The organism is Citrobacter werkmanii, from assembly GCF_008693645.1.
GTDB classification, from domain to species: Bacteria; Pseudomonadota; Gammaproteobacteria; order Enterobacterales; family Enterobacteriaceae; genus Citrobacter; species Citrobacter werkmanii.
The window spans coordinates 3,961,463-3,980,381 of the sequence record NZ_CP044101.1; the positions used below are offsets into that span (position 1 = coordinate 3,961,463).

Sequence of the window (18,919 nt, forward strand, 5' to 3'; positions counted from 1 at the left end):
TAGGGTCAATAACAATAATACGCGTGCCCCGGCGCGGGAATGCCGGGGTGCTCTCCCAAGTGAAATACTTTCGAGAGGTTTACAAGATGGGGCAAGTGTCACAATCACATGATTTAGGGGGCGGGCTGAAATCACGCCACGTCACCATGCTGTCTATTGCCGGGGTTATCGGCGCGAGTTTATTCGTAGGTTCAAGCGTGGCGATTGCAGAAGCCGGTCCCGCGGTATTATTAGCTTATCTGTTTGCCGGACTGTTGGTGGTGATGATTATGCGCATGCTGGCCGAAATGGCCGTCGCCACCCCGGATACCGGCTCCTTCTCCACCTACGCCGATAAAGCCATTGGCCCATGGGCAGGTTATACCATCGGCTGGTTGTACTGGTGGTTCTGGGTGTTGGTTATCCCACTGGAGGCCAATATTGCCGCCATCATTCTGCATTCCTGGATCCCAGGCATACCTGTCTGGTTATTTTCTCTGGTTATCACGCTGGCATTAACCGGCAGTAATTTGCTGAGCGTCAAAAATTACGGTGAATTCGAATTCTGGCTGGCGCTGTGCAAAGTGATTGCCATTCTGGCGTTTATTGTCCTCGGCGCGGTGGCGATTAGCGGTTTCTATCCTTATGCTGAGGTTAGCGGCGTTTCACGCCTGTGGGATCAGGGCGGCTTTATGCCGAACGGTTTTGGCGCCGTACTCAGCGCGATGCTGATCACCATGTTCTCCTTTATGGGTGCAGAGATTGTTACCATCGCCGCCGCCGAGTCCGATACCCCGGATAAACACATCGTCCGCGCCACCAACTCGGTTATCTGGCGTATCTCCATCTTCTATCTGTGCTCCATTTTCGTGGTGGTGGCGCTGATCCCATGGAACATGCCGGGGCTAAAAGAAGTGGGTTCTTACCGCTCGGTACTGGAGTTATTGCATATCCCACACGCGAAGTTGATCATGGACTTCGTCATTTTGTTGTCGGTGACCAGTTGCCTGAACTCCGCGCTGTATACCTCATCCCGTATGCTCTATTCCCTGAGCCGTCGTGGCGATGCCCCCGCCTTTATGGGGAAAACTAACCGCAGTAAAACGCCTTACGTGGCGGTGTTGCTGTCTACGGGGGCGGCATTCCTCACCGTGGTGGTCAACTATTACGCCCCGGCCAAAGTGTTTAAATTCCTGATCGACAGCTCCGGCGCCATCGCCCTGTTGGTTTATCTGGTGATCGCGATTTCCCAACTGCGGATGCGCAAAATTCTGCTGGCGCGAGGCGGTGAAATTAAACTGAAAATGTGGCTTTATCCGTGGCTGACCTGGCTGGTTATCGCCTTTATTATCTTTGTGCTGGTGGTTATGCTCTTTCGCCCGGCGCAACAGCTGGAGGTTATCTCTACCGGGTTGTTAGCCATAGGAATTATTTGCACGGTGCCCATTATGGCACGCTGGAAAAAACTGCTATCGTGGCAAAAAGCACCCTTGCAAAATACGCATTAAATCTGTTCCCGGCACACGCCGGGACATTTATTCAGGAGTAAGACCATGACCGCCATTCCCCAACCGACGGCCATTGATGGATACCGCTGGCTCAAGAACGACATCATCCGCGGTATTTATCAGCCTGATGAGAAACTGCGTATGAGCCTGCTGACCTCGCGCTATGAGCTTGGCGTGGGACCGCTGCGCGAAGCACTTTCACAGCTGGTGGCGGAGCGACTGGTCACGGTGGTTAATCAGAAAGGATATCGTGTCGCCCCGATGTCCGAGCAGGAATTGCTCGATATTTTCGATGCCCGCGCCAATATGGAGGCCATGCTGGTTGCACTGGCCATCGAACGCGGCGACGACGCCTGGGAAGCGGAGATTCTGGCACGGGCGCATATGCTCAGTAAGCTTGAAGCTGTGGACGCCAGTGAACAGATGCTTGATGAATGGGATCAGCGCCATCAGGCATTTCACTCGGCGATTGTCGCCGGCTGCGGTTCCCAATATCTGCTGCAAATGCGCGAACGATTGTTTGATTTAGCGGCACGTTACCGGTTTATCTGGCTACGTAAAACGGTGCTGTCAGTCGAGATGCTGGAAGATAAACACGATCAGCATCAAACGCTGACCGAAGCGATTCTGGCACGCGATGCCGTGCGCGCCAGCGAATTAATGCGCCAGCACCTGCTGACGCCGATTCCAATTATTCAACAGGCGATGTCCGGCAAGCTGCTGACGGAATAAACCCGCACATCATTATTCTTCCGGAATACGTAACACCTGCCCGGGATAAATTTTATCCGGGCTTTTCAGCATCGGTTTATTCGCTTCGAATATTTTATTGTACAGGTTAGCGTTACCGTAAACCTGTTTGGCAATAGCGCTCAGGGTATCGCCCGCTTTCACGGTATAAAACTGGCTTTCACTCGCGGGTGCAGAGGTTTTAACCTGATCGTCCACGCTGGCGATACCGGAGATATTACCAATCGCAATCAGGATTTTCTCTTTCACTTCCTGGCTTAATCCATCGCCAGAAACGGTGGCCTTGCCTTCGTTAATTTGCACGTTCACCTTATCTGCATCAGGGATGCCGGTTTTATTCAGGTGTTCCTGCACCTTCTTCACCAGATCGGCCGTGTCATGATTTCCGGTGACCGCATCCCAAAGTTTTTCACCTGCATCTTTCACAAAATTGAAGAGTCCCATATCCACCTCGGTTATTAACAAGCAACACCAGGAAGTGTAGCAGAGGAGAGAGGACGGCAAAGAAAACGGCGCAAATGCGCCGTTTATGAAAGGAAGTATTAATTACGCGTCTGTACCCAGAAGGCGTGGATCAAACCAGGAATGTAGCCCAGCAGCGTCAGAACGATATTAAGGATAAACGCCCAGCCGAATCCTTTTCCCAGCAGTACGCCAAGCGGGGGCAGAATAATAGTAAAAACGATTCTCCAGAAACCCATACACACTCCCTACAAGCAAAAAGTTAATCATTGTTTAAAAAGAGATTTTATCTCTAAGAGTAGCCATTCTACTCAAATCCGCCAGCCTTCCCCTGCTGTTTTACCCTCCTTTACGCTCTTTACGCTGGCGTACGTTGGCTTTTTATTTTAGAATTTGCTTAATTTAGATTATGCTTAAATACATATGACTGAACTTGAACAACTCCAGGCCAGCGCTGAACAGGCTGCCGCTTTGCTTAAAGCGATGAGTAACCCGAAGCGGTTGCTGATTTTGTGCATGCTCTGCGGTTCGCCCGGTACCAGCGCGGGCGAGTTAGCACGCGCTACCGGACTGAGTCCTTCCGCCACGTCCCAGCATCTGGCACGTATGCGTGAAGAAGGTCTGATAGACAGCCAGCGCGATGCCCAGCGCATCCTTTATTCCATTAAAAATGCGGCTGTGAATTCGCTGATCGCCACATTAAAAACACTGTATTGCCCATAAGGAGCCATCATGACCATTGGGAAGATTTCCCCGCGCGAGGCGCAGACGCTGGTCGCGCAAGGCGCGAAACTGATTGATATCCGCGATGCCGACGAGTATCTGCACGAGCATATTCCTGAGGCGCATCTGGCACCGTTACCCACGCTTGAGCAGGGATCGTTGCCTGCGAATTTACGCGCCGAGCAGGTGATTTTTCACTGCCAGTCAGGCAAACGCACACAAAATGCAGCGAACAAACTCAGCGCCATTGCCGCGCCTGCGCAGGTCTGGTTGCTGGAAGGTGGAATTGATGGCTGGAAAGCCGCAGGTTTACCGGTGGCAAAAGACAGTTCACAACCACTGCCGCTGATGCGTCAGGTGCAGATAGCCGCAGGTAGCCTTGCCTTACTCGGCGTCATTCTCGGATACGCCGTCAACAGCGCCTTCTTCCTGCTGAGCGGTTTTGTGGGTGCCGGGCTGATACTCGCTGGCCTCACCGGCTTTTGCGGCATGGCGCGATTGCTGGACAAAATGCCCTGGAACCGGCGTACTCATTAAGCGGTAATACCTGAAACAGCGCTGTACCCGTCGATTGACGTGATCTATGGTGAGTTGTGCGATAAATAAAGGAGCGCAATATGTTTAAACCTGGCGATCTGGTTCAACCACGCATGGGCGGACCTAAACTGAAAGTTGTCGAAGTCAACGAAGATCAAATTGTGGCGGTACAAGCCAGTAATGAAAGCGGTGAAAAATTCACACTGAAAGCAGCTGACGTGACGCGATATACCGAAGACGGTGATTTCGGCGTTTGCTGAAAACAGGCGGTGAGGTCACCCTCACCGCATTTATAATTAGATTAAAAAGTCATCAAGAGATTTACCGGCAGCCAGCGCCTGGGCAATTGGCTTTGGTGTCCGACCTTGTCCGGTCCATGTTTTTGTTTCACCGTCGAAATCGGTAAAACGATATTTCGCCGGGCGTGGTTGACGTTTTTTGACTGCCCGCGACGTCGCTGGGGTCATACTCAGCAGCTCTTCCGGATTGATCCCATCGGCCTGCATCAGGGCCAGCAAATTATTAATTTTTTCCTGCTGTTCTGCACGTTGGCGCTGTAGCTGTTCTTCTTCATCGCGGCGTTCTTTAGTCACTACTCTGAATTTTTCGAGCATATCTTCCAGCACATCAACGGAAAATTCACGTGCCATTACACGCAGCGAGCGGATATTATTTAAGTTTTTTAACATTGAACTCATATTAACAAAACCTCTTTAACGTAAAAATGGTATCACGCTAAATATTGTATGCAACTGATTATTATTTTTCCAGTCTAATTTTTTCGCAGATTATAAAACAAATAGCCAATCCAGTTATTTAAATGGCTATCCTGAAACCTGACATCAAATATTTTATATTCCCAGGATAGTCACTGTAAATATACTCGCATGACCTCTCAGCGCATCGTCTGATAAACACATCACTTTATTGCCCAGGGCCGGCACGCGCACATTCTGAACATCAGTCAACTTTCAGAAAAGGAGCGCAAAAAATTCAGAAAAACAAGTATTCATAACCTATTGATATAAAATACTTTTAATCAGCAGAACAACGAAAACACCAAAACGAACAAAAATCAAACCAATGCAGAGCATTTTATCGACAAAAAGACAATAAATAAAAATTTTAAGCTAGTTGCTAGTTATTATCCAGGCAGATATCCTATTGAAACGCGAAAGCAGCAAGACAAATCACTAGCATTAAAGGTATTCAAAACCTTTTTCCCCTTTTTACAAGGAGCATTAACATGTTCTCTCCGCAGTCACGCTTGCGTCATGCTGTAGCAGACACGTTCGCGATGGTTGTTTATTGTTCTGTCGTGAACATGTTGATCGAGATATTCCTTTCTGGAATGAGCTTTGAACAGTCACTGTACTCCAGACTGGTGGCCATCCCTGTCAATATTCTGATCGCCTGGCCATACGGCATGTACCGTGATTTGTTTATGCGCGCGGCACGTAAAGCCACGCAGGCAGGATGGGCAAAAAACCTGGCGGACGTGCTGGCTTATGTCACCTTCCAGTCGCCGGTTTACGTGATTATTCTGTTGACGGTTGGCGCGGACTGGCACCAGATTACGGCTGCGGTAAGTTCGAACATCGTGGTATCGATGCTGATGGGCGCAGTATACGGCTACTTCCTTGATTATTGCCGCCGCCTGTTTAAGGTCAGCAGCTATCACCAGGCTAAAGCCTGACACGCCTCTTCGCGACTGGCCCTGCCAGTCGCGTTATTAGTTAGCGTTAACGTCGCCAAATAACCCACTCAGATAACGCTCAAGTGCAATACGCGAACTGAAGCCGTGCGGAATACCATAATGCTCATGGGTCTCTCCGGCTAAATACAACGGGAATTGCTGGTAGTGATCGCAGGTTTTAATGTCTGTCGCAGGTTCCGCCAGTGAAGAGCTGCGCTCTTTAAGCGTGGGATGGATGACTAATGCGGTACGTCCCATACGTGCTTCCCGGTTAACGTACACATAATTTTCACCACGTCGATAGCCGTACGTTTTCGGCGTCACTACATCAACGGTAAAGCCCACTTTTTCAAGTACGCGCGCCACCTCATCAGGTCGTAAATACATATTATTTTCCTCGTTATCTTTTACTGCGGGCTTACCTTACCTGATTCAGCATTAGCAACACTTTCAGAAAAGTCCATAAACGAGTGAAGACGGTGGGACGAATATCTTAAGAACCGTGCAGATTTATGTCAGCGCCTGCCGCAATTGATAGGCCGCCTGCTGCGCCATTTCCGCTGAGCTAATATTGGTAAATGACAATAATATTCCCCCTTGTCCGTTCGGCGTTATACGCCACTGGCTCAAGGCCTGTACGGCCAGACCTGCCCGATTCGCTTTACGTACTAACGCAACATCGTCTGCGTCTACACTCATCACCAGTTGGATCCCACCCTCTTGCGGGAGCACGCTAAAACCGTGTTCGGTCAGAGCATTTACCATCCACTGACGTCGCTGGGCATAATGTTGACGCATGCGTTTTAAGTGCCGCCAGAAGTGCCCCTCGCGCATAAAATCCGCCAGCGTTTGTTGCCATAAAACCGGAACGCTACAAGCCGCCAGCGCCACCTGCTGGCGAAAATGCTCGACCTGAGTCATGGGCACCACCAGCCATGCCGTGCGTAGCGCAGGAAACATTGATTTGCTGAACGTTCCGGCATAAATCACCCGCTGCGGCGCATCCAGGCTTTTCAACGGCGGCAACGGTTTACCGTGGTAGCGAAATTCACTGTCATAGTCATCTTCAATAATCCATGCCTGGGTGCGGGCCGCCCACTCCAGCAACTGATGGCGACGCTCCAATGAAAGGGCCACACCCAGCGGGCTTTGATGCGCGGGTGTAAGCAAAACAAAGCGCGCCTGCGGGTAATCGCGGATCCCAGCGCAGACATCCAGACCATTGGCATCAACAGGAACCGGCATCAGCGCAATTCGCTCCTGAGCCACCACCGGTCGGATCAACGGAAAGCCGGGATCTTCGACCCACATCCCTTCACCGGGTTGAGACAGCGCGCGCAGAATTAACGTCATCGATGCCGCATAGCCAGAGGTGATAAAAACCTGCTCCGGCTGGCACTCAATGCTGCGTGAAACGCGCAGGTAATCAACAATCGCCTGACGCAGCACCCTTTCGCCGCAAACCTCCCCCACCGCCAGATCAAAACGCGTTTGGGTGCGTAAACGTCGGCCCATCACCCGCGCCCATACTTCACGCGGGAAGAGATCGAGTGCGGGTAGCCCCATCTGAAAAGGTTGGGGTCTGGGATTTTCTCCTGCGAAGATAGCGGGAGCCGCAGGCGCGGTCTCTGGTCGCAACTGCTCACTGACAAAAGTTCCCGCCTGCCCACGTCGAGCCAGCCAGCCCTGCGCCACCAGCTCGGCATAGGCATGTTCCACCGTCGAACGAGAAACCCCCAGTTCCTGGGACCACGTCCGGCTGGAGGGCAATCTTGCGCCTGGTTTGAGTTCACCTGTCTCAATGGCATTTTTTAACTGGCGGGCGATTTGTTGATAGCGCGGCATTTATGGTCTGCTTTTTTTGCAAAAATATGGCCCTCTGTAACAGTCCATTATAGTGCTACATTGCGGGTTATCCAAACGAGGAGAAATACCATGACAATGTTACGCCAGCCCTATTATGAACTCAGTCCTGAAATCTATAACGCTCTGGTTCAGGCCAGCAAAGCGCTGGAAAATTGCGCACTGGAACCTACGCTGACGGAACTGGTTTACCTGCGGGTCTCGCAAATCAACGGCTGCGCATTTTGCCTGGAAATGCACAGTAAGGCGTTGCGCAAAGCAGGCGTTGCGCAGGCCAAACTCGACGCGCTGGCAGGTTGGCGAGTGAGCCACCACTTCAGTGAACAGGAACGTGCGGCGCTGGCATGGGCCGAATCGGTCACTCATATCGCCAGCACCCACGCGGAAGATGATGTTTATCTGCCGCTGCTCGACCATTTTAGCGCGAAAGAAATCAGCGATCTGACGTTTGCCATCAGCCTGATGAACTGCTTCAATCGCCTGGCGGTTGGTATGCGTATGTAATTCTGCCCTGCCGGATGGCGGGATAAATGCCTTCTCCGGCCTGGGATGTGTTCTCCTGTAGGCCGGATAAGACGCGACGCGTCGCCCTCAGGCAGCCCGTCATGCTACACATCCCTGCCCCCGTCACGCTCATCAACCCTGCCCTTCATCAATCTAAAATTACCATATCTTGTATGGTTGAATATTTTTAAAACTACATCTAGTATCACTCCTATCAAGACACCTACAATCCGACGCTATCAATCGCGTCGATCTTTTATCTACAAATGGAAATACGAATCATGCGTATTATTATTTACACTCGTAATAACTGTGTTCAGTGCCACGCCACTAAGCGGGCAATGGAAAGCCGCGGGTTTGATTTTGAGATGGTAAATATTGATTTGCAGCCCGCTCTGGCTGACAGCCTGCGCGATCAAGGCTTTCGTCAGTTACCGGTCGTTGTCGCCGGGGAAACCAGTTGGTCCGGGTTTCGCCCGGACATGATCAACCGTCTGCGCCCACAACCCGATATGGCCAGCGCATGAGTCAGCTCGTCTACTTCTCCAGCAGCTCCGAAAATACGCACCGCTTTATCCAGCGTCTGGGGCTGCCTGCCATCCGCATTCCGCTTAATGAACGCGAGCGGATCCGGGTCGACGAACCTTACATCTTAATCGTGCCGTCCTACGGCGGCGGCGGAACGGCAGGCGCGGTTCCGAGACAGGTGATCCGCTTTTTAAACGATCCGCACAACCGGGCGTTAATCCGTGGGGTGATTGCTTCCGGCAATCGCAATTTCGGTGAAGCCTATGGCCGCGCGGGTGAAGTCATCTCACAAAAATGCGGCGTGCCGTGGCTCTGGCGCTTTGAGCTGATGGGCACCCAAAGCGATATCGACAACGTTCGACAAGGAGTGAGTGAATTTTGGCAACGACAACCGCAGAACGCATAACCCAGCCAACGCTGGATTATCATGCCCTGAACGCCATGCTGAATCTGTACGATAAAGCTGGACGCATTCAGTTCGACAAAGACCATGAGGCGGTGGAGGCTTTCTTTGCCGCCCACGTCCGCCCCAACTCGCTGACGTTTGCCAGCCAGCAGGAGCGCCTGGAAACGCTGGTTGCTGAAGGCTACTACGACGAAAGCGTATTAAGCCGTTACGATCGCGCATTTGTAATAAAGCTCTTTGCTCACGCCCACGCCAGCGGATTCCGGTTCCAGACGTTCCTCGGCGCATGGAAGTTCTACACCAGCTATACGCTGAAAACGTTCGACGGTAAGCGCTATCTCGAAGATTTTGAGGATCGGGTCACGATGGTGGTGCTCACGCTGGCGCAAGGCGATGAAACGCTCGCCATGCAGCTTAGCGATGAAATGCTCTCCGGGCGCTTTCAGCCCGCCACGCCAACCTTCTTAAACTGCGGCAAACAGCAGCGCGGCGAGCTGGTTTCCTGCTTCCTGTTACGCATTGAAGACAACATGGAGTCCATTGGCCGGGCGGTTAACTCTGCGCTGCAACTTTCCAAGCGCGGCGGCGGCGTAGCGTTTTTGCTCTCTAACCTGCGTGAAGCAGGTGCGCCGATTAAACGCATTGAGAACCAGTCATCCGGCGTGATCCCGGTAATGAAAATGCTGGAAGATGCGTTTTCTTATGCCAATCAACTCGGCGCGCGTCAGGGCGCGGGCGCGGTGTATTTGCACGCGCATCATCCGGACATTTTGCGTTTTCTGGATACCAAACGTGAAAACGCCGACGAGAAAATCCGTATCAAAACCCTGTCGCTTGGCGTAGTGATCCCGGACATTACCTTTAAACTGGCCAAAGAGAATGCCGACATGGCGCTGTTCTCGCCCTATGACGTGGAACGCATTTACGGCAAAGCGTTCGGCGATATCGCCGTCAGTGAACGCTATGACGAACTGCTTGCCGATGGACGCGTGCGCAAAAAATACATTAACGCCCGCGATTTCTTCCAGCGGCTGGCTGAGATCCAGTTTGAGTCCGGCTACCCTTACATCATGTTTGAAGATACGGTGAATCGCGCGAATCCGATTGCTGGTCGTATTAACATGAGCAATCTGTGCTCCGAAATTTTGCAGGTTAACAGCGCCTCCACCTACGATGAAAATCTCAACTACGCGCAGACCGGACACGATATCTCCTGCAACCTCGGCTCGCTAAATATCGCCCATACCATGGATTCCCCGGATTTTGGTCGTACCGTGGAAACGGCGGTTCGCGGCTTAACCGCCGTTTCGGATATGAGTCATATTCGCAGCGTGCCCTCGATTGCAGCCGGAAACAGCGCATCGCACGCGATTGGTCTTGGTCAGATGAACCTGCATGGCTATCTGGCGCGGGAAGGCATCGCCTATGGCTCGCCGGAAGGGCTGGATTTCACCAATATCTACTTTTACACCATCACCTGGCATGCGCTGAATACGTCAATGAAGCTCGCCCGCGAACGTGGTAAAGCCTTTGCTGGATTCAGGCAGTCTCGCTACGCCAGCGGCGAGTATTTTAGCCAGTATCTGCAGGGTGACTGGCAGCCAAAAACCGACAAAGTTCGCGCACTGTTTGCCGCCAGCGGCATTACGCTGCCGACGCGTGAGATGTGGGCGCAGTTGCGTGAAGATGTCATGCGCTACGGCATTTATAACCAGAATTTACAGGCAGTTCCGCCAACCGGCTCTATTTCCTACATCAACCATGCGACGTCAAGTATTCACCCGATCGTGTCAAAAGTGGAAATTCGCAAAGAGGGCAAAACCGGGCGCGTGTACTACCCTGCTCCTTTTATGACCAATGAGAATCTGGCCTTGTATCAGGATGCCTACGAGATTGGCCCACAAAAAATTATCGATACCTATGCTGAAGCGACGCGCCATGTCGATCAGGGACTGTCGCTGACGCTCTTTTTCCCCGATACCGCCACTACCCGCGATATTAACAAAGCGCAGATCTACGCCTGGCGTAAGGGCATTAAATCGCTGTACTACATCCGACTGCGTCAGCTGGCGCTGGAAGGGACCGAAATCGAAGGTTGCGTGTCATGCGCGCTGTAAGGAGGAGATCATGACATTATCCCGCGTGAGCGCCATCAACTGGAACAAGATTGAAGATGATAAAGACCTGGAGGTATGGAATCGCCTGACCAGTAACTTCTGGCTACCGGAAAAAGTCCCGCTTTCTAACGACGTCCCGTCCTGGCAAACGCTGAGCGCTGCCGAGCAGCAGTTAACTATCCGCGTTTTTACCGGGCTAACGCTACTCGACACCATTCAGAATGTTGCCGGTGCGCCAGCGCTAATGGCGGATTCATTAACACCACACGAAGAAGCGGTGCTGTCGAATATCAGCTTTATGGAAGCCGTTCACGCCCGCTCATACAGCTCTATTTTCTCCACGCTTTGCCAGACCAAAGATGTGGATGCCGCCTACGCCTGGAGTGAGGAAAATATCCCGCTCCAACGTAAGGCGCAGATTATTCTGGCCCATTACGCCAGCGATAATCCGTTGCACAAGAAGATTGCCAGCGTGTTTCTGGAATCATTCCTGTTCTATTCCGGCTTCTGGTTGCCGATGTATTTCTCCAGCCGCGGCAAACTGACTAATACCGCCGATCTCATTCGTCTGATCATTCGTGATGAAGCGGTCCATGGGTATTACATTGGTTATAAATTTCAAAAAAGCCTGGAGCATATTTCCGAATCCGCACGCGAGGAGTTAAAGAATTTTGCCCTCGACCTGCTCATGGAGTTGTATGATAACGAAGCGCGTTATACAGAAGAATTGTATGCAGAAACCGGTTGGGTGGATGACGTCAAAGCCTTCCTTTGTTACAACGCCAATAAGGCATTAATGAATTTGGGTTATGAGGCGTTATTCCCGTCAGAAATGGCGGAGGTTAACCCGGCAATCCTTGCCGCGCTGTCGCCCAACGCAGACGAAAACCACGATTTCTTCTCAGGTTCTGGCTCATCTTATGTGATGGGTAAAGCTATCGAAACCGAAGACGACGACTGGAATTTTTAACTCTCATTTTCACGGGAAATACCGTACATTTTTCGCGGTAATATTTTAACAGGATCACACTTTTATCGTGCAATTATAATTGTGTGATCTACACTCAATATCAGCCGCATTATTCGCCTGCATTACACCAATTCAGGCGCTTTTTCATTGGCGTTTACAAAAAATATCAGTTAACGCACATTCACGCTCAGCCCTTATATCACGGGAAATCCCGCCGACTGACCTTCGGCAATATTCATGCCACAACTAAATTCAGGGTTGTCTCAGATTCTCAGTATGTTAGGGTAGAAAAAGGTCACTATTTCCATCAGGTAACATATCGATATAAACAAATAACAGGAATCATTCTATTGCATGGCAATTAAATTAGAAGTGAAGAACCTCTATAAGATATTTGGCGAGCATCCTCAGAGAGCGTTCAAATATATTGAAAAAGGACTTACAAAAGAGCAAATTCTGGAGAAAACAGGGCTATCGCTTGGCGTTAAAGACGCCAGTCTGGCCATTGAAGAAGGCGAGATATTTGTCATCATGGGATTATCCGGCTCGGGTAAATCCACAATGGTACGCCTTCTCAATCGCCTGATTGAACCCACCCGCGGACAGGTACTGATCGACGGCGTAGATATCGCCCGGATCTCCGATGCCGAACTCCGCGAGGTGCGCAGAAAAAAGATTGCGATGGTCTTTCAGTCCTTTGCCCTGATGCCGCATATGACGGTGCTGGACAATACGGCATTTGGCATGGAATTAGCCGGCGTCGCCGCGGATGAACGTCGCGAAAAGGCGCTGGATGCGCTACGTCAGGTCGGTCTGGAGAATTACGCTCACAGCTACCCGGATGAACTTTCCGGGGGGATGCGCCAGCGTGTAGGCCTTGCCCGCGCATTAGCCATTAATCCTGACATCTTATTAATGGATGAGGCCTTCTCAGCCCTCGATCCATTAATTCGCACCGAGATGCAGGATGAACTGGTAAAACTCCAGGCGAAGCATCAACGCACCGTGGTCTTTATTTCCCATGATCTCGACGAAGCTATGCGTATTGGCGACAGAATTGCCATTATGCAAAACGGTGAAGTAGTACAGGTCGGTACACCGGATGAAATCCTGAATAATCCGGCTAATGATTATGTACGCACCTTCTTCCGCGGCGTTGATATTAGCCAGGTGTTCAGCGCGAAAGATATTTCCCGCCGTAGCCCCGAAGGTTTAATTCGTAAAACACCCGGTGTAGGCCCTCGTTCGGCGCTGCAATTATTGCAGGACAAAGATCGCGAATATGGTTACGTGATCGAACGTGGCAATAAATTCGTCGGCGTCGTCTCTATCGACTCACTAAAAACCGCGCTTAGTCAGGCGCAAGGTATTGAAGCGGCGTTGATCAATGAACCGCTGGCTGTCGATGCACAAACTCCTCTCAGCGAGTTGCTTTCTCATGTCGGCCAGGCACCGTGCGCGGTACCGGTAGTTGACGAGGAACAGCAGTATGTGGGCGTCATTTCAAAACGCATGCTGTTACAGGCTTTAGATCGTGAGGGGGCAAACAATGGCTGATCAAACTAATCCGTGGGATACCACACCAGCGGCCGATAGCGCCGCACAGACCGCCGATGCGTGGAGCACACCATCCTCCGCGCCTACTGACGGCGGTAGCGCAGACTGGCTGACCAGCGCGCCCGCGCCGGCACCAGAGCATTTTAATATTATGGATCCGTTCCATAAGACGCTGATCCCATTGGACAGTTGGGTCACCGAGGGGATCGACTGGGTGGTTACCCATTTTCGTCCGGTCTTCCAGGGCATCCGTGTACCGGTGGATTACATTCTCAACGGCTTCCAGCAAATGCTTTTAGGTATGCCAGCCCCCGTGGCGATTATCCTGTTCGCCCTGATCGCCTGGCAGATTTCCGGCGTTGGAATGGGTGTCGCGACGCTGATTTCGTTGATTGCTATCGGCGCCATTGGCGCGTGGTCGCAAGCGATGATCACGCTGGCGCTGGTGCTGACCGCGTTACTGTTCTGTGTGGTGATCGGTCTGCCGATGGGCATCTGGTTGGCGCGCAGCCCTCGGGCGGCAAAGATTGTTCGTCCTCTGCTGGATGCGATGCAAACCACCCCCGCTTTCGTGTATTTGGTGCCGATTGTCATGCTGTTCGGTATTGGTAACGTCCCGGGCGTAGTGGTGACGATTATCTTCGCCCTGCCGCCAATCGTCCGTCTGACCATTCTGGGGATTAACCAGGTGCCGGCCGACCTGATTGAAGCCTCGCGCTCGTTTGGCGCCAGCCCGCGTCAGATGCTGTTTAAAGTGCAGCTCCCGCTGGCGATGCCCACGATTATGGCCGGGGTTAACCAAACGCTGATGCTGGCGCTCTCGATGGTGGTCATCGCCTCGATGATTGCCGTTGGCGGATTGGGTCAGATGGTTCTGCGCGGAATTGGTCGTCTGGATATGGGATTAGCCACGGTTGGTGGCGTTGGGATTGTGATCCTCGCCATCATCCTGGATCGCCTGACGCAGGCCGTTGGTCGCGATTCGCGTAGCCGGGGTAACCGTCGCTGGTACACCACCGGTCCCGTTGGGCTTATCACTCGCCCTTTCACGAAGTAATACACCCGTTGCCCGGTGGCGCTGCGCTTACCGGGCCTACACGTCCCTCCAATAATTAAGGAACAACGATGCGACAGAAAGTTATTATTGCCACAGCGTTTGCCACCCTTGTCTCCACCAGCACTTTCGCTGCCGACCTGCCGGGCAAAGGCATTACCGTCCAGCCAATCCAGAGCACTATCTCTGAAGAATCCTTCCAGACGCAGCTGGTTGCCCGCGCGCTGGAGAAACTGGGTTACACCGTTAACAAAACCAGCGAAGTTGACTATAACGTCGGCTATACCTCCATTGCCTCTGGCGATGCAACTTTTACCGCCGTGAACTGGCAGCCGCTGCATGATGATATGTACGCCGCGGCGGGCGGAGACAAAAAGTTTTATCGCGAGGGGGTATTCGTTACGGGTGCCGCACAGGGTTATCTGATCGACAAAAAAACCGCTGAGCAGTACAAAATCACCAACATCGCCCAGTTAAAAGATCCCAAGATCGCCAAAATTTTTGACACCAACGGCGACGGCAAAGCCGATATGATGGGCTGTTCGCCAGGCTGGGGCTGTGAAGCGGTGATCAACCACCAGAACAAAGCCTTCGATCTGGAAAAAACGGTCGAGGTCAGCCACGGTAACTATGCGGCGATGATGGCAGACACCATCACCCGCTTTAAAGAAGGCAAACCCATTCTTTACTACACCTGGACGCCGTACTGGGTCAGCGACGTGATGAAGCCGGGCAAAGATGTGGTCTGGTTGCAGGTACCGTTCTCTTCCCTGCCGGGTGAGCAGAAAGATATCGATACCAAATTGCCAAACGGCGCTAACTACGGCTTCCCGGTGAACACCATGCACATCGTCGCCAACAAAGCCTGGGCGGAGAAAAATCCGGCGGCAGCGAAACTGTTCGCTATCATGAAATTACCGTTGGCGGATATCAACGCACAGAACGCGATGATGCATGATGGTAAAGCGTCTGAAGCCGATGTTCAGGGTCACGTAGACGGCTGGATCAAAGCCCACCAGCAGCAGTTTGACGGCTGGGTGAACGAAGCGCTGGCTGCGCAGAAATAACCCACTCGCAGGTCTGATAAGCATAGCGCCATCAGGCACAGTAACCGCACCATTGCCGGATACGCTAACGCTTATCCGGCCTGTTTCCCTCTATCCCACCTAAACCGCACAATCCATCACCCAACAAATCAGCAACAGTTAATCACTTCCGTTATGATTGTTTTCTGCAACCCATTATTCAGTTGAAAACCATGACGAAAACCACTCAGGGACTTAGCCCTTCGCTGATCCTGTTAATGTCTATCGCCACCGGCCTTGCCGTCGCCAGTAACTATTACGCGCAACCGCTGCTCGACACCATCGCCCGCAACTTCTCACTGTCAGCCAGTACAGCAGGATTTATCGTCACCGCGGCCCAGCTCGGCTATGCCGCAGGTTTGCTATTCCTGGTACCGCTTGGCGATATGTTTGAGCGACGGATGTTGATTGTCTCCATGACGCTGCTGGCGGCTGGCGGCATGCTGATTACCGCCAGCAGCCAGTCGTTGGGCATGCTTATCCTCGGCACCGCCCTGACCGGACTGTTCTCGGTAGTGGCGCAGATCCTGGTTCCACTGGCGGCAACGCTTGCCACCCCGGACAAGCGCGGGAAAGTCGTCGGGACGATTATGAGTGGCCTGTTGCTGGGTATTCTGCTGGCGCGTACCGTAGCCGGGTTACTGGCGAACCTTGGCGGTTGGCGCACCGTATTTTGGGTGGCATCGATACTGATGGCATTGATGGCGATTGCGCTGTGGCGCGGTCTGCCGAAGATGAAATCAGATACCCATCTTAACTATCCGCAGCTGTTAGGTTCCGTATTCAGCCTGTTTACCCATGATAAATTGCTGCGTACCCGCGCAATGCTGGGTTGCCTGACTTTCGCCAACTTCAGCATTCTGTGGACCTCAATGGCATTTTTGCTCGCCGCGCCGCCGTTTAACTATTCTGAAGGGATGATCGGTCTGTTCGGTCTGGCGGGAGCCGCGGGGGCGTTAGGCGCACGCCCGGCGGGTGGTTTTGCCGATAAAGGAAAATCACATCTCACCACTACCGTTGGCCTGTTGTTACTGTTGCTCTCGTGGCTGGCTATCTGGCTCGGGCATACTTCGGTGCCAATGCTGATTATCGGTATTCTGGTTCTTGATCTCACCGTTCAGGGGGTGCATATCACTAACCAGACGGTTATCTATCGCATTCATCCGGATGCACGTAACCGTCTGACCGCCGGCTACATGACCAGCTATTTTATTGGCGGGGCCGCGGGTTCGTTGATTTCGGCCTCCGCCTGGCAACATGCCGGTTGGGCTGGCGTTTGTCTGGCGGGTACGACCGTTGCCGTACTCAACCTGTTGGTCTGGTGGCGAGGTTTTCACCGTCAGGAAGCCGTAAATTAAGCGTATAGCGCTTGTTTACCGCTGATTGGGCTCCTCAGGGTGTTAAGGAGCCCATCAGTCTGCTAAGGTTATAACTCATTGAACCAAGTTATATTAATTTCGGTAATGAAACCTATAACCCTATGGAAAGCCCTATACCCCAGTCCGGATCCCGTTCGGCGACGTTAACGGAAGGATTCAAAGACAGTCTGCCGATAGTTATCAGCTATATTCCGGTCGCTTTTGCATTTGGTCTAAATGCTACTCGCCTTGGCTTTACGCCGGTCGAAAGCGTCTTTTTCTCCTGCATTATCTATGCGGGAGCCAGCCAGTTTGTCATTACCACCATGCTTGCCGCAGGCAGTTCTCTGTGGGTCGCCGCACTGACCGTTATGGCTATGGATATCCGCCATGTTTTATACGGTCCCTCCCTGCGCAGTCGCATCACACAGCGCCTGAACAAACCCAAAAGCGCGCTGTGGGCCTTTGGCCTCACCGATGAAGTCTTTGCCGCCGCAACGGCTAAACTGGTCCGGGATAATCGGCGCTGGAGTGAAAACTGGATGATTGGCATTGCGCTATGTTCCTGGGCTTCCTGGGTATTCGGCACAGTGATCGGCGCGTTTTCCGGTAGTGGTTTACTCAAAGATTATCCCGCGGTTGAAGCGGCACTGGGCTTCATGCTTCCGGCGCTATTTATGAGTTTCCTGCTCGCCTCTTTCCAGCGTCAACAGGCGCTCTGCGTGACTGCCGCACTGGCTGGCGCGCTGGCCGGGGTAATACTCTTTTCTATCCCTGCTGCCATCCTTTTGGGCATCATCTGTGGATGCCTGACCGCGCTGCTCCAGTCATTTTGGCAGGGAGGACCTGATGAGCTATGAAGTTTTACTGCTCGGCCTGCTGGTCGGCTGCGTGAATTATTGCTTTCGCTATTTACCGCTCCGTCTTGGGGTAGGGAATGTTCGCCCGACAAGACGCGGTGCGACGGGCATATTACTTGACACCATTGGCATTGCATCAATTTGCGCCCTGTTGGTGGTGTCTACCGCGCCAGAAGTGATGCACGATGCTCGTCGGTTCGTGCCTACGCTGGTAGGGTTTGTCATACTGGGCGCAAGCTTCTATAAGACCCGCAGCATCATCATTCCGACCTTACTGAGTGCTCTGGGCTACGGATTAGCCTGGAAAATGCTGGTTGGCTTATAGACAAAAACAATCATTTTAAATAAATAATACATTTACTTTATTTGTCACTGTCGTTACTATATCGGCTGAAATTAATGAGGTTATACCCAAATGGATAGTTCGTTTACGCCCATTGAACAAATGCTAAAATTTCGCGCCAGCCGCTACGAAGAGTTCCCTTATCAGGAAGTGCTTCTGACTCGTCTTTGCATGCACATGCAGGGCAAGCTGCTGGAAAATCGCAATAAGATGCTGAAAGCTCAAGGGATTAACGAGACATTGTTTATGGCGTTGATTACGCTGGAGTCTCAGGAAAACCACAGTATTCAGCCTTCTGAACTGAGTTGCGCGCTTGGCTCGTCACGGACTAACGCTACCCGCATTGCGGATGAGTTAGAAAAACGTGGCTGGATTGAACGTCGCGAAAGCGATAACGATCGCCGCTGTCTGCATCTGCAATTGACCGAAAAAGGCCATGCTTTTTTGCAAGAGGTGTTACCACCTCAGCACAACTGCCTGCATCAACTCTGGTCATCTCTTAGCACCACCGAAAAAGATCAGCTTGAGCAAATCACCCGTAAACTTCTGACCCGTCTTGACCAGATGGAGCAGGATGGCACGGTATTAGAAGCGCTGCGCTAACGCGCCGACTCGCTCA

General features: G+C 52.1%; 23 protein-coding genes. 18 read left to right on the forward strand and 5 right to left on the reverse strand.

The annotated features are described in order from the left end of the window. Nucleotides 1–86: 86 nt before the first annotated feature. The gene (gene gabP / locus FOB24_RS19585; RefSeq protein ID WP_069324592.1) at nt 87–1,487 is read left to right on the forward strand and encodes a GABA permease; all 1,401 of its coding nucleotides are present in this window, start codon (nt 87–89) and stop codon (nt 1,485–1,487) included. 45 nt (nt 1,488–1,532) lie between these two features. After that, a complete protein-coding gene (csiR, locus tag FOB24_RS19590) occupies nt 1,533–2,219 on the forward strand; it encodes a DNA-binding transcriptional regulator CsiR (RefSeq protein ID WP_038632944.1) in 687 nt (228 codons plus the stop codon). A gap of 12 nt (nt 2,220–2,231) precedes the next feature. Here csiR and lysM read toward each other — a convergent pair whose 3' ends face one another. Continuing rightward, nucleotides 2,232–2,681 carry a peptidoglycan-binding protein LysM gene (gene lysM / locus FOB24_RS19595; protein ID WP_150345363.1) on the reverse strand — a complete coding sequence of 150 codons (450 nt, stop codon included), beginning with the start codon at nt 2,679–2,681 and terminating at the stop codon, nt 2,232–2,234. Between the two features lie 98 nt (nt 2,682–2,779). Beyond that, nucleotides 2,780–2,938: a YqaE/Pmp3 family membrane protein gene (locus FOB24_RS19600; protein WP_038632951.1), complete on the reverse strand. Its 159-nt coding sequence runs from the start codon at nt 2,936–2,938 to the stop codon at nt 2,780–2,782. A gap of 184 nt (nt 2,939–3,122) precedes the next feature. Here FOB24_RS19600 and FOB24_RS19605 point away from each other — a divergent pair, with 184 nt between their 5' ends. The 3 genes from FOB24_RS19605 (at nt 3,123) to FOB24_RS19615 (ending at nt 4,219) form a co-directional block, all read left to right on the forward strand. Next, nucleotides 3,123–3,422: an ArsR/SmtB family transcription factor gene (locus FOB24_RS19605; protein WP_006687216.1), complete on the forward strand. Its 300-nt coding sequence runs from the start codon at nt 3,123–3,125 to the stop codon at nt 3,420–3,422. Between the two features lie 9 nt (nt 3,423–3,431). Next, nucleotides 3,432–3,959: a rhodanese family protein gene (locus FOB24_RS19610; RefSeq protein ID WP_038632958.1), complete on the forward strand. Its 528-nt coding sequence runs from the start codon at nt 3,432–3,434 to the stop codon at nt 3,957–3,959. Between the two features lie 80 nt (nt 3,960–4,039). Continuing rightward, a complete protein-coding gene (locus FOB24_RS19615; protein ID WP_038632960.1) occupies nt 4,040–4,219 on the forward strand; it encodes a hypothetical protein in 180 nt (59 codons plus the stop codon). Nucleotides 4,220–4,255: 36 nt separating this feature from the next. On the opposite strand, the gene stpA is transcribed toward FOB24_RS19615, so the two are convergent. Beyond that, entirely contained in the window at nt 4,256–4,657 is a 402-nt protein-coding gene (gene stpA, locus FOB24_RS19620) for a DNA-binding protein StpA (protein ID WP_038632963.1), read from the reverse strand. A 548-nt stretch (nt 4,658–5,205) separates the two neighbouring features. Here stpA and alaE point away from each other — a divergent pair. After that, a complete protein-coding gene (gene alaE / locus FOB24_RS19625) occupies nt 5,206–5,655 on the forward strand; it encodes an L-alanine exporter AlaE (protein ID WP_003037259.1) in 450 nt (149 codons plus the stop codon). 36 nt (nt 5,656–5,691) lie between these two features. Here the strand turns inward: alaE and FOB24_RS19630 are convergent, their stop codons facing one another. Continuing rightward, nucleotides 5,692–6,042: a DUF2002 family protein gene (locus FOB24_RS19630; protein WP_038632969.1), complete on the reverse strand. Its 351-nt coding sequence runs from the start codon at nt 6,040–6,042 to the stop codon at nt 5,692–5,694. Nucleotides 6,043–6,165: 123 nt separating this feature from the next. Continuing rightward, a complete protein-coding gene (gene pdxR / locus FOB24_RS19635; RefSeq protein WP_085048885.1) occupies nt 6,166–7,500 on the reverse strand; it encodes a MocR-like pyridoxine biosynthesis transcription factor PdxR in 1,335 nt (444 codons plus the stop codon). 90 nt (nt 7,501–7,590) lie between these two features. Here pdxR and FOB24_RS19640 point away from each other — a divergent pair, with 90 nt between their 5' ends. The 12 genes from FOB24_RS19640 to emrR all read left to right on the forward strand — a co-directional run bounded on the left by FOB24_RS19640 (nt 7,591) and on the right by emrR (nt 18,903). Next, nucleotides 7,591–8,022: a carboxymuconolactone decarboxylase family protein gene (locus tag FOB24_RS19640; protein ID WP_038632976.1), complete on the forward strand. Its 432-nt coding sequence runs from the start codon at nt 7,591–7,593 to the stop codon at nt 8,020–8,022. 281 nt (nt 8,023–8,303) lie between these two features. Further along, nucleotides 8,304–8,549: a glutaredoxin-like protein NrdH gene (nrdH, locus tag FOB24_RS19645; protein WP_038632979.1), complete on the forward strand. Its 246-nt coding sequence runs from the start codon at nt 8,304–8,306 to the stop codon at nt 8,547–8,549. After that, nucleotides 8,546–8,956: a class Ib ribonucleoside-diphosphate reductase assembly flavoprotein NrdI gene (nrdI, locus tag FOB24_RS19650; protein ID WP_038632982.1), complete on the forward strand. Its 411-nt coding sequence runs from the start codon at nt 8,546–8,548 to the stop codon at nt 8,954–8,956. The genes nrdH and nrdI overlap by 4 nt, the downstream gene beginning before the upstream one ends. Further along, nucleotides 8,929–11,073 carry a class 1b ribonucleoside-diphosphate reductase subunit alpha gene (gene nrdE / locus FOB24_RS19655; protein ID WP_150345364.1) on the forward strand — a complete coding sequence of 715 codons (2,145 nt, stop codon included), beginning with the start codon at nt 8,929–8,931 and terminating at the stop codon, nt 11,071–11,073. The genes nrdI and nrdE overlap by 28 nt, the downstream gene beginning before the upstream one ends. 10 nt (nt 11,074–11,083) lie before the next feature. Next, on the forward strand, nt 11,084–12,043 hold the full coding sequence (gene nrdF / locus FOB24_RS19660; protein WP_085048881.1) for a class 1b ribonucleoside-diphosphate reductase subunit beta: 960 nt from the start codon (nt 11,084–11,086) through the stop codon (nt 12,041–12,043). A gap of 354 nt (nt 12,044–12,397) precedes the next feature. Beyond that, a complete protein-coding gene (gene proV, locus FOB24_RS19665) occupies nt 12,398–13,600 on the forward strand; it encodes a glycine betaine/L-proline ABC transporter ATP-binding protein ProV (protein ID WP_038632990.1) in 1,203 nt (400 codons plus the stop codon). Next, complete coding sequence (proW, locus tag FOB24_RS19670) at nt 13,593–14,657, forward strand: glycine betaine/L-proline ABC transporter permease ProW (protein WP_038632993.1); 1,065 nt, start codon at nt 13,593–13,595, stop codon at nt 14,655–14,657. The genes proV and proW overlap by 8 nt, the downstream gene beginning before the upstream one ends. Nucleotides 14,658–14,725: 68 nt before the next feature. Then, a complete protein-coding gene (proX, locus tag FOB24_RS19675) occupies nt 14,726–15,721 on the forward strand; it encodes a glycine betaine/L-proline ABC transporter substrate-binding protein ProX (protein ID WP_003825976.1) in 996 nt (331 codons plus the stop codon). 191 nt (nt 15,722–15,912) lie between these two features. Then, on the forward strand, nt 15,913–17,097 hold the full coding sequence (locus tag FOB24_RS19680; protein WP_038633000.1) for an MFS transporter: 1,185 nt from the start codon (nt 15,913–15,915) through the stop codon (nt 17,095–17,097). A 122-nt stretch (nt 17,098–17,219) separates the two neighbouring features. Beyond that, nucleotides 17,220–17,957 (forward strand): AzlC family ABC transporter permease, encoded by a 738-nt coding sequence (locus FOB24_RS19685; protein ID WP_069324583.1) that lies wholly within the window; start codon nt 17,220–17,222, stop codon nt 17,955–17,957. Further along, on the forward strand, nt 17,947–18,282 hold the full coding sequence (ygaH, locus tag FOB24_RS19690) for an L-valine transporter subunit YgaH (RefSeq protein ID WP_042313111.1): 336 nt from the start codon (nt 17,947–17,949) through the stop codon (nt 18,280–18,282). Before FOB24_RS19685 ends, ygaH begins: the two co-directional genes overlap by 11 nt. A gap of 90 nt (nt 18,283–18,372) precedes the next feature. Next, complete coding sequence (gene emrR / locus FOB24_RS19695) at nt 18,373–18,903, forward strand: multidrug efflux transporter EmrAB transcriptional repressor EmrR (RefSeq protein WP_042313109.1); 531 nt, start codon at nt 18,373–18,375, stop codon at nt 18,901–18,903. The last annotated feature ends 16 nt before the right edge of the window (nt 18,904–18,919 follow it).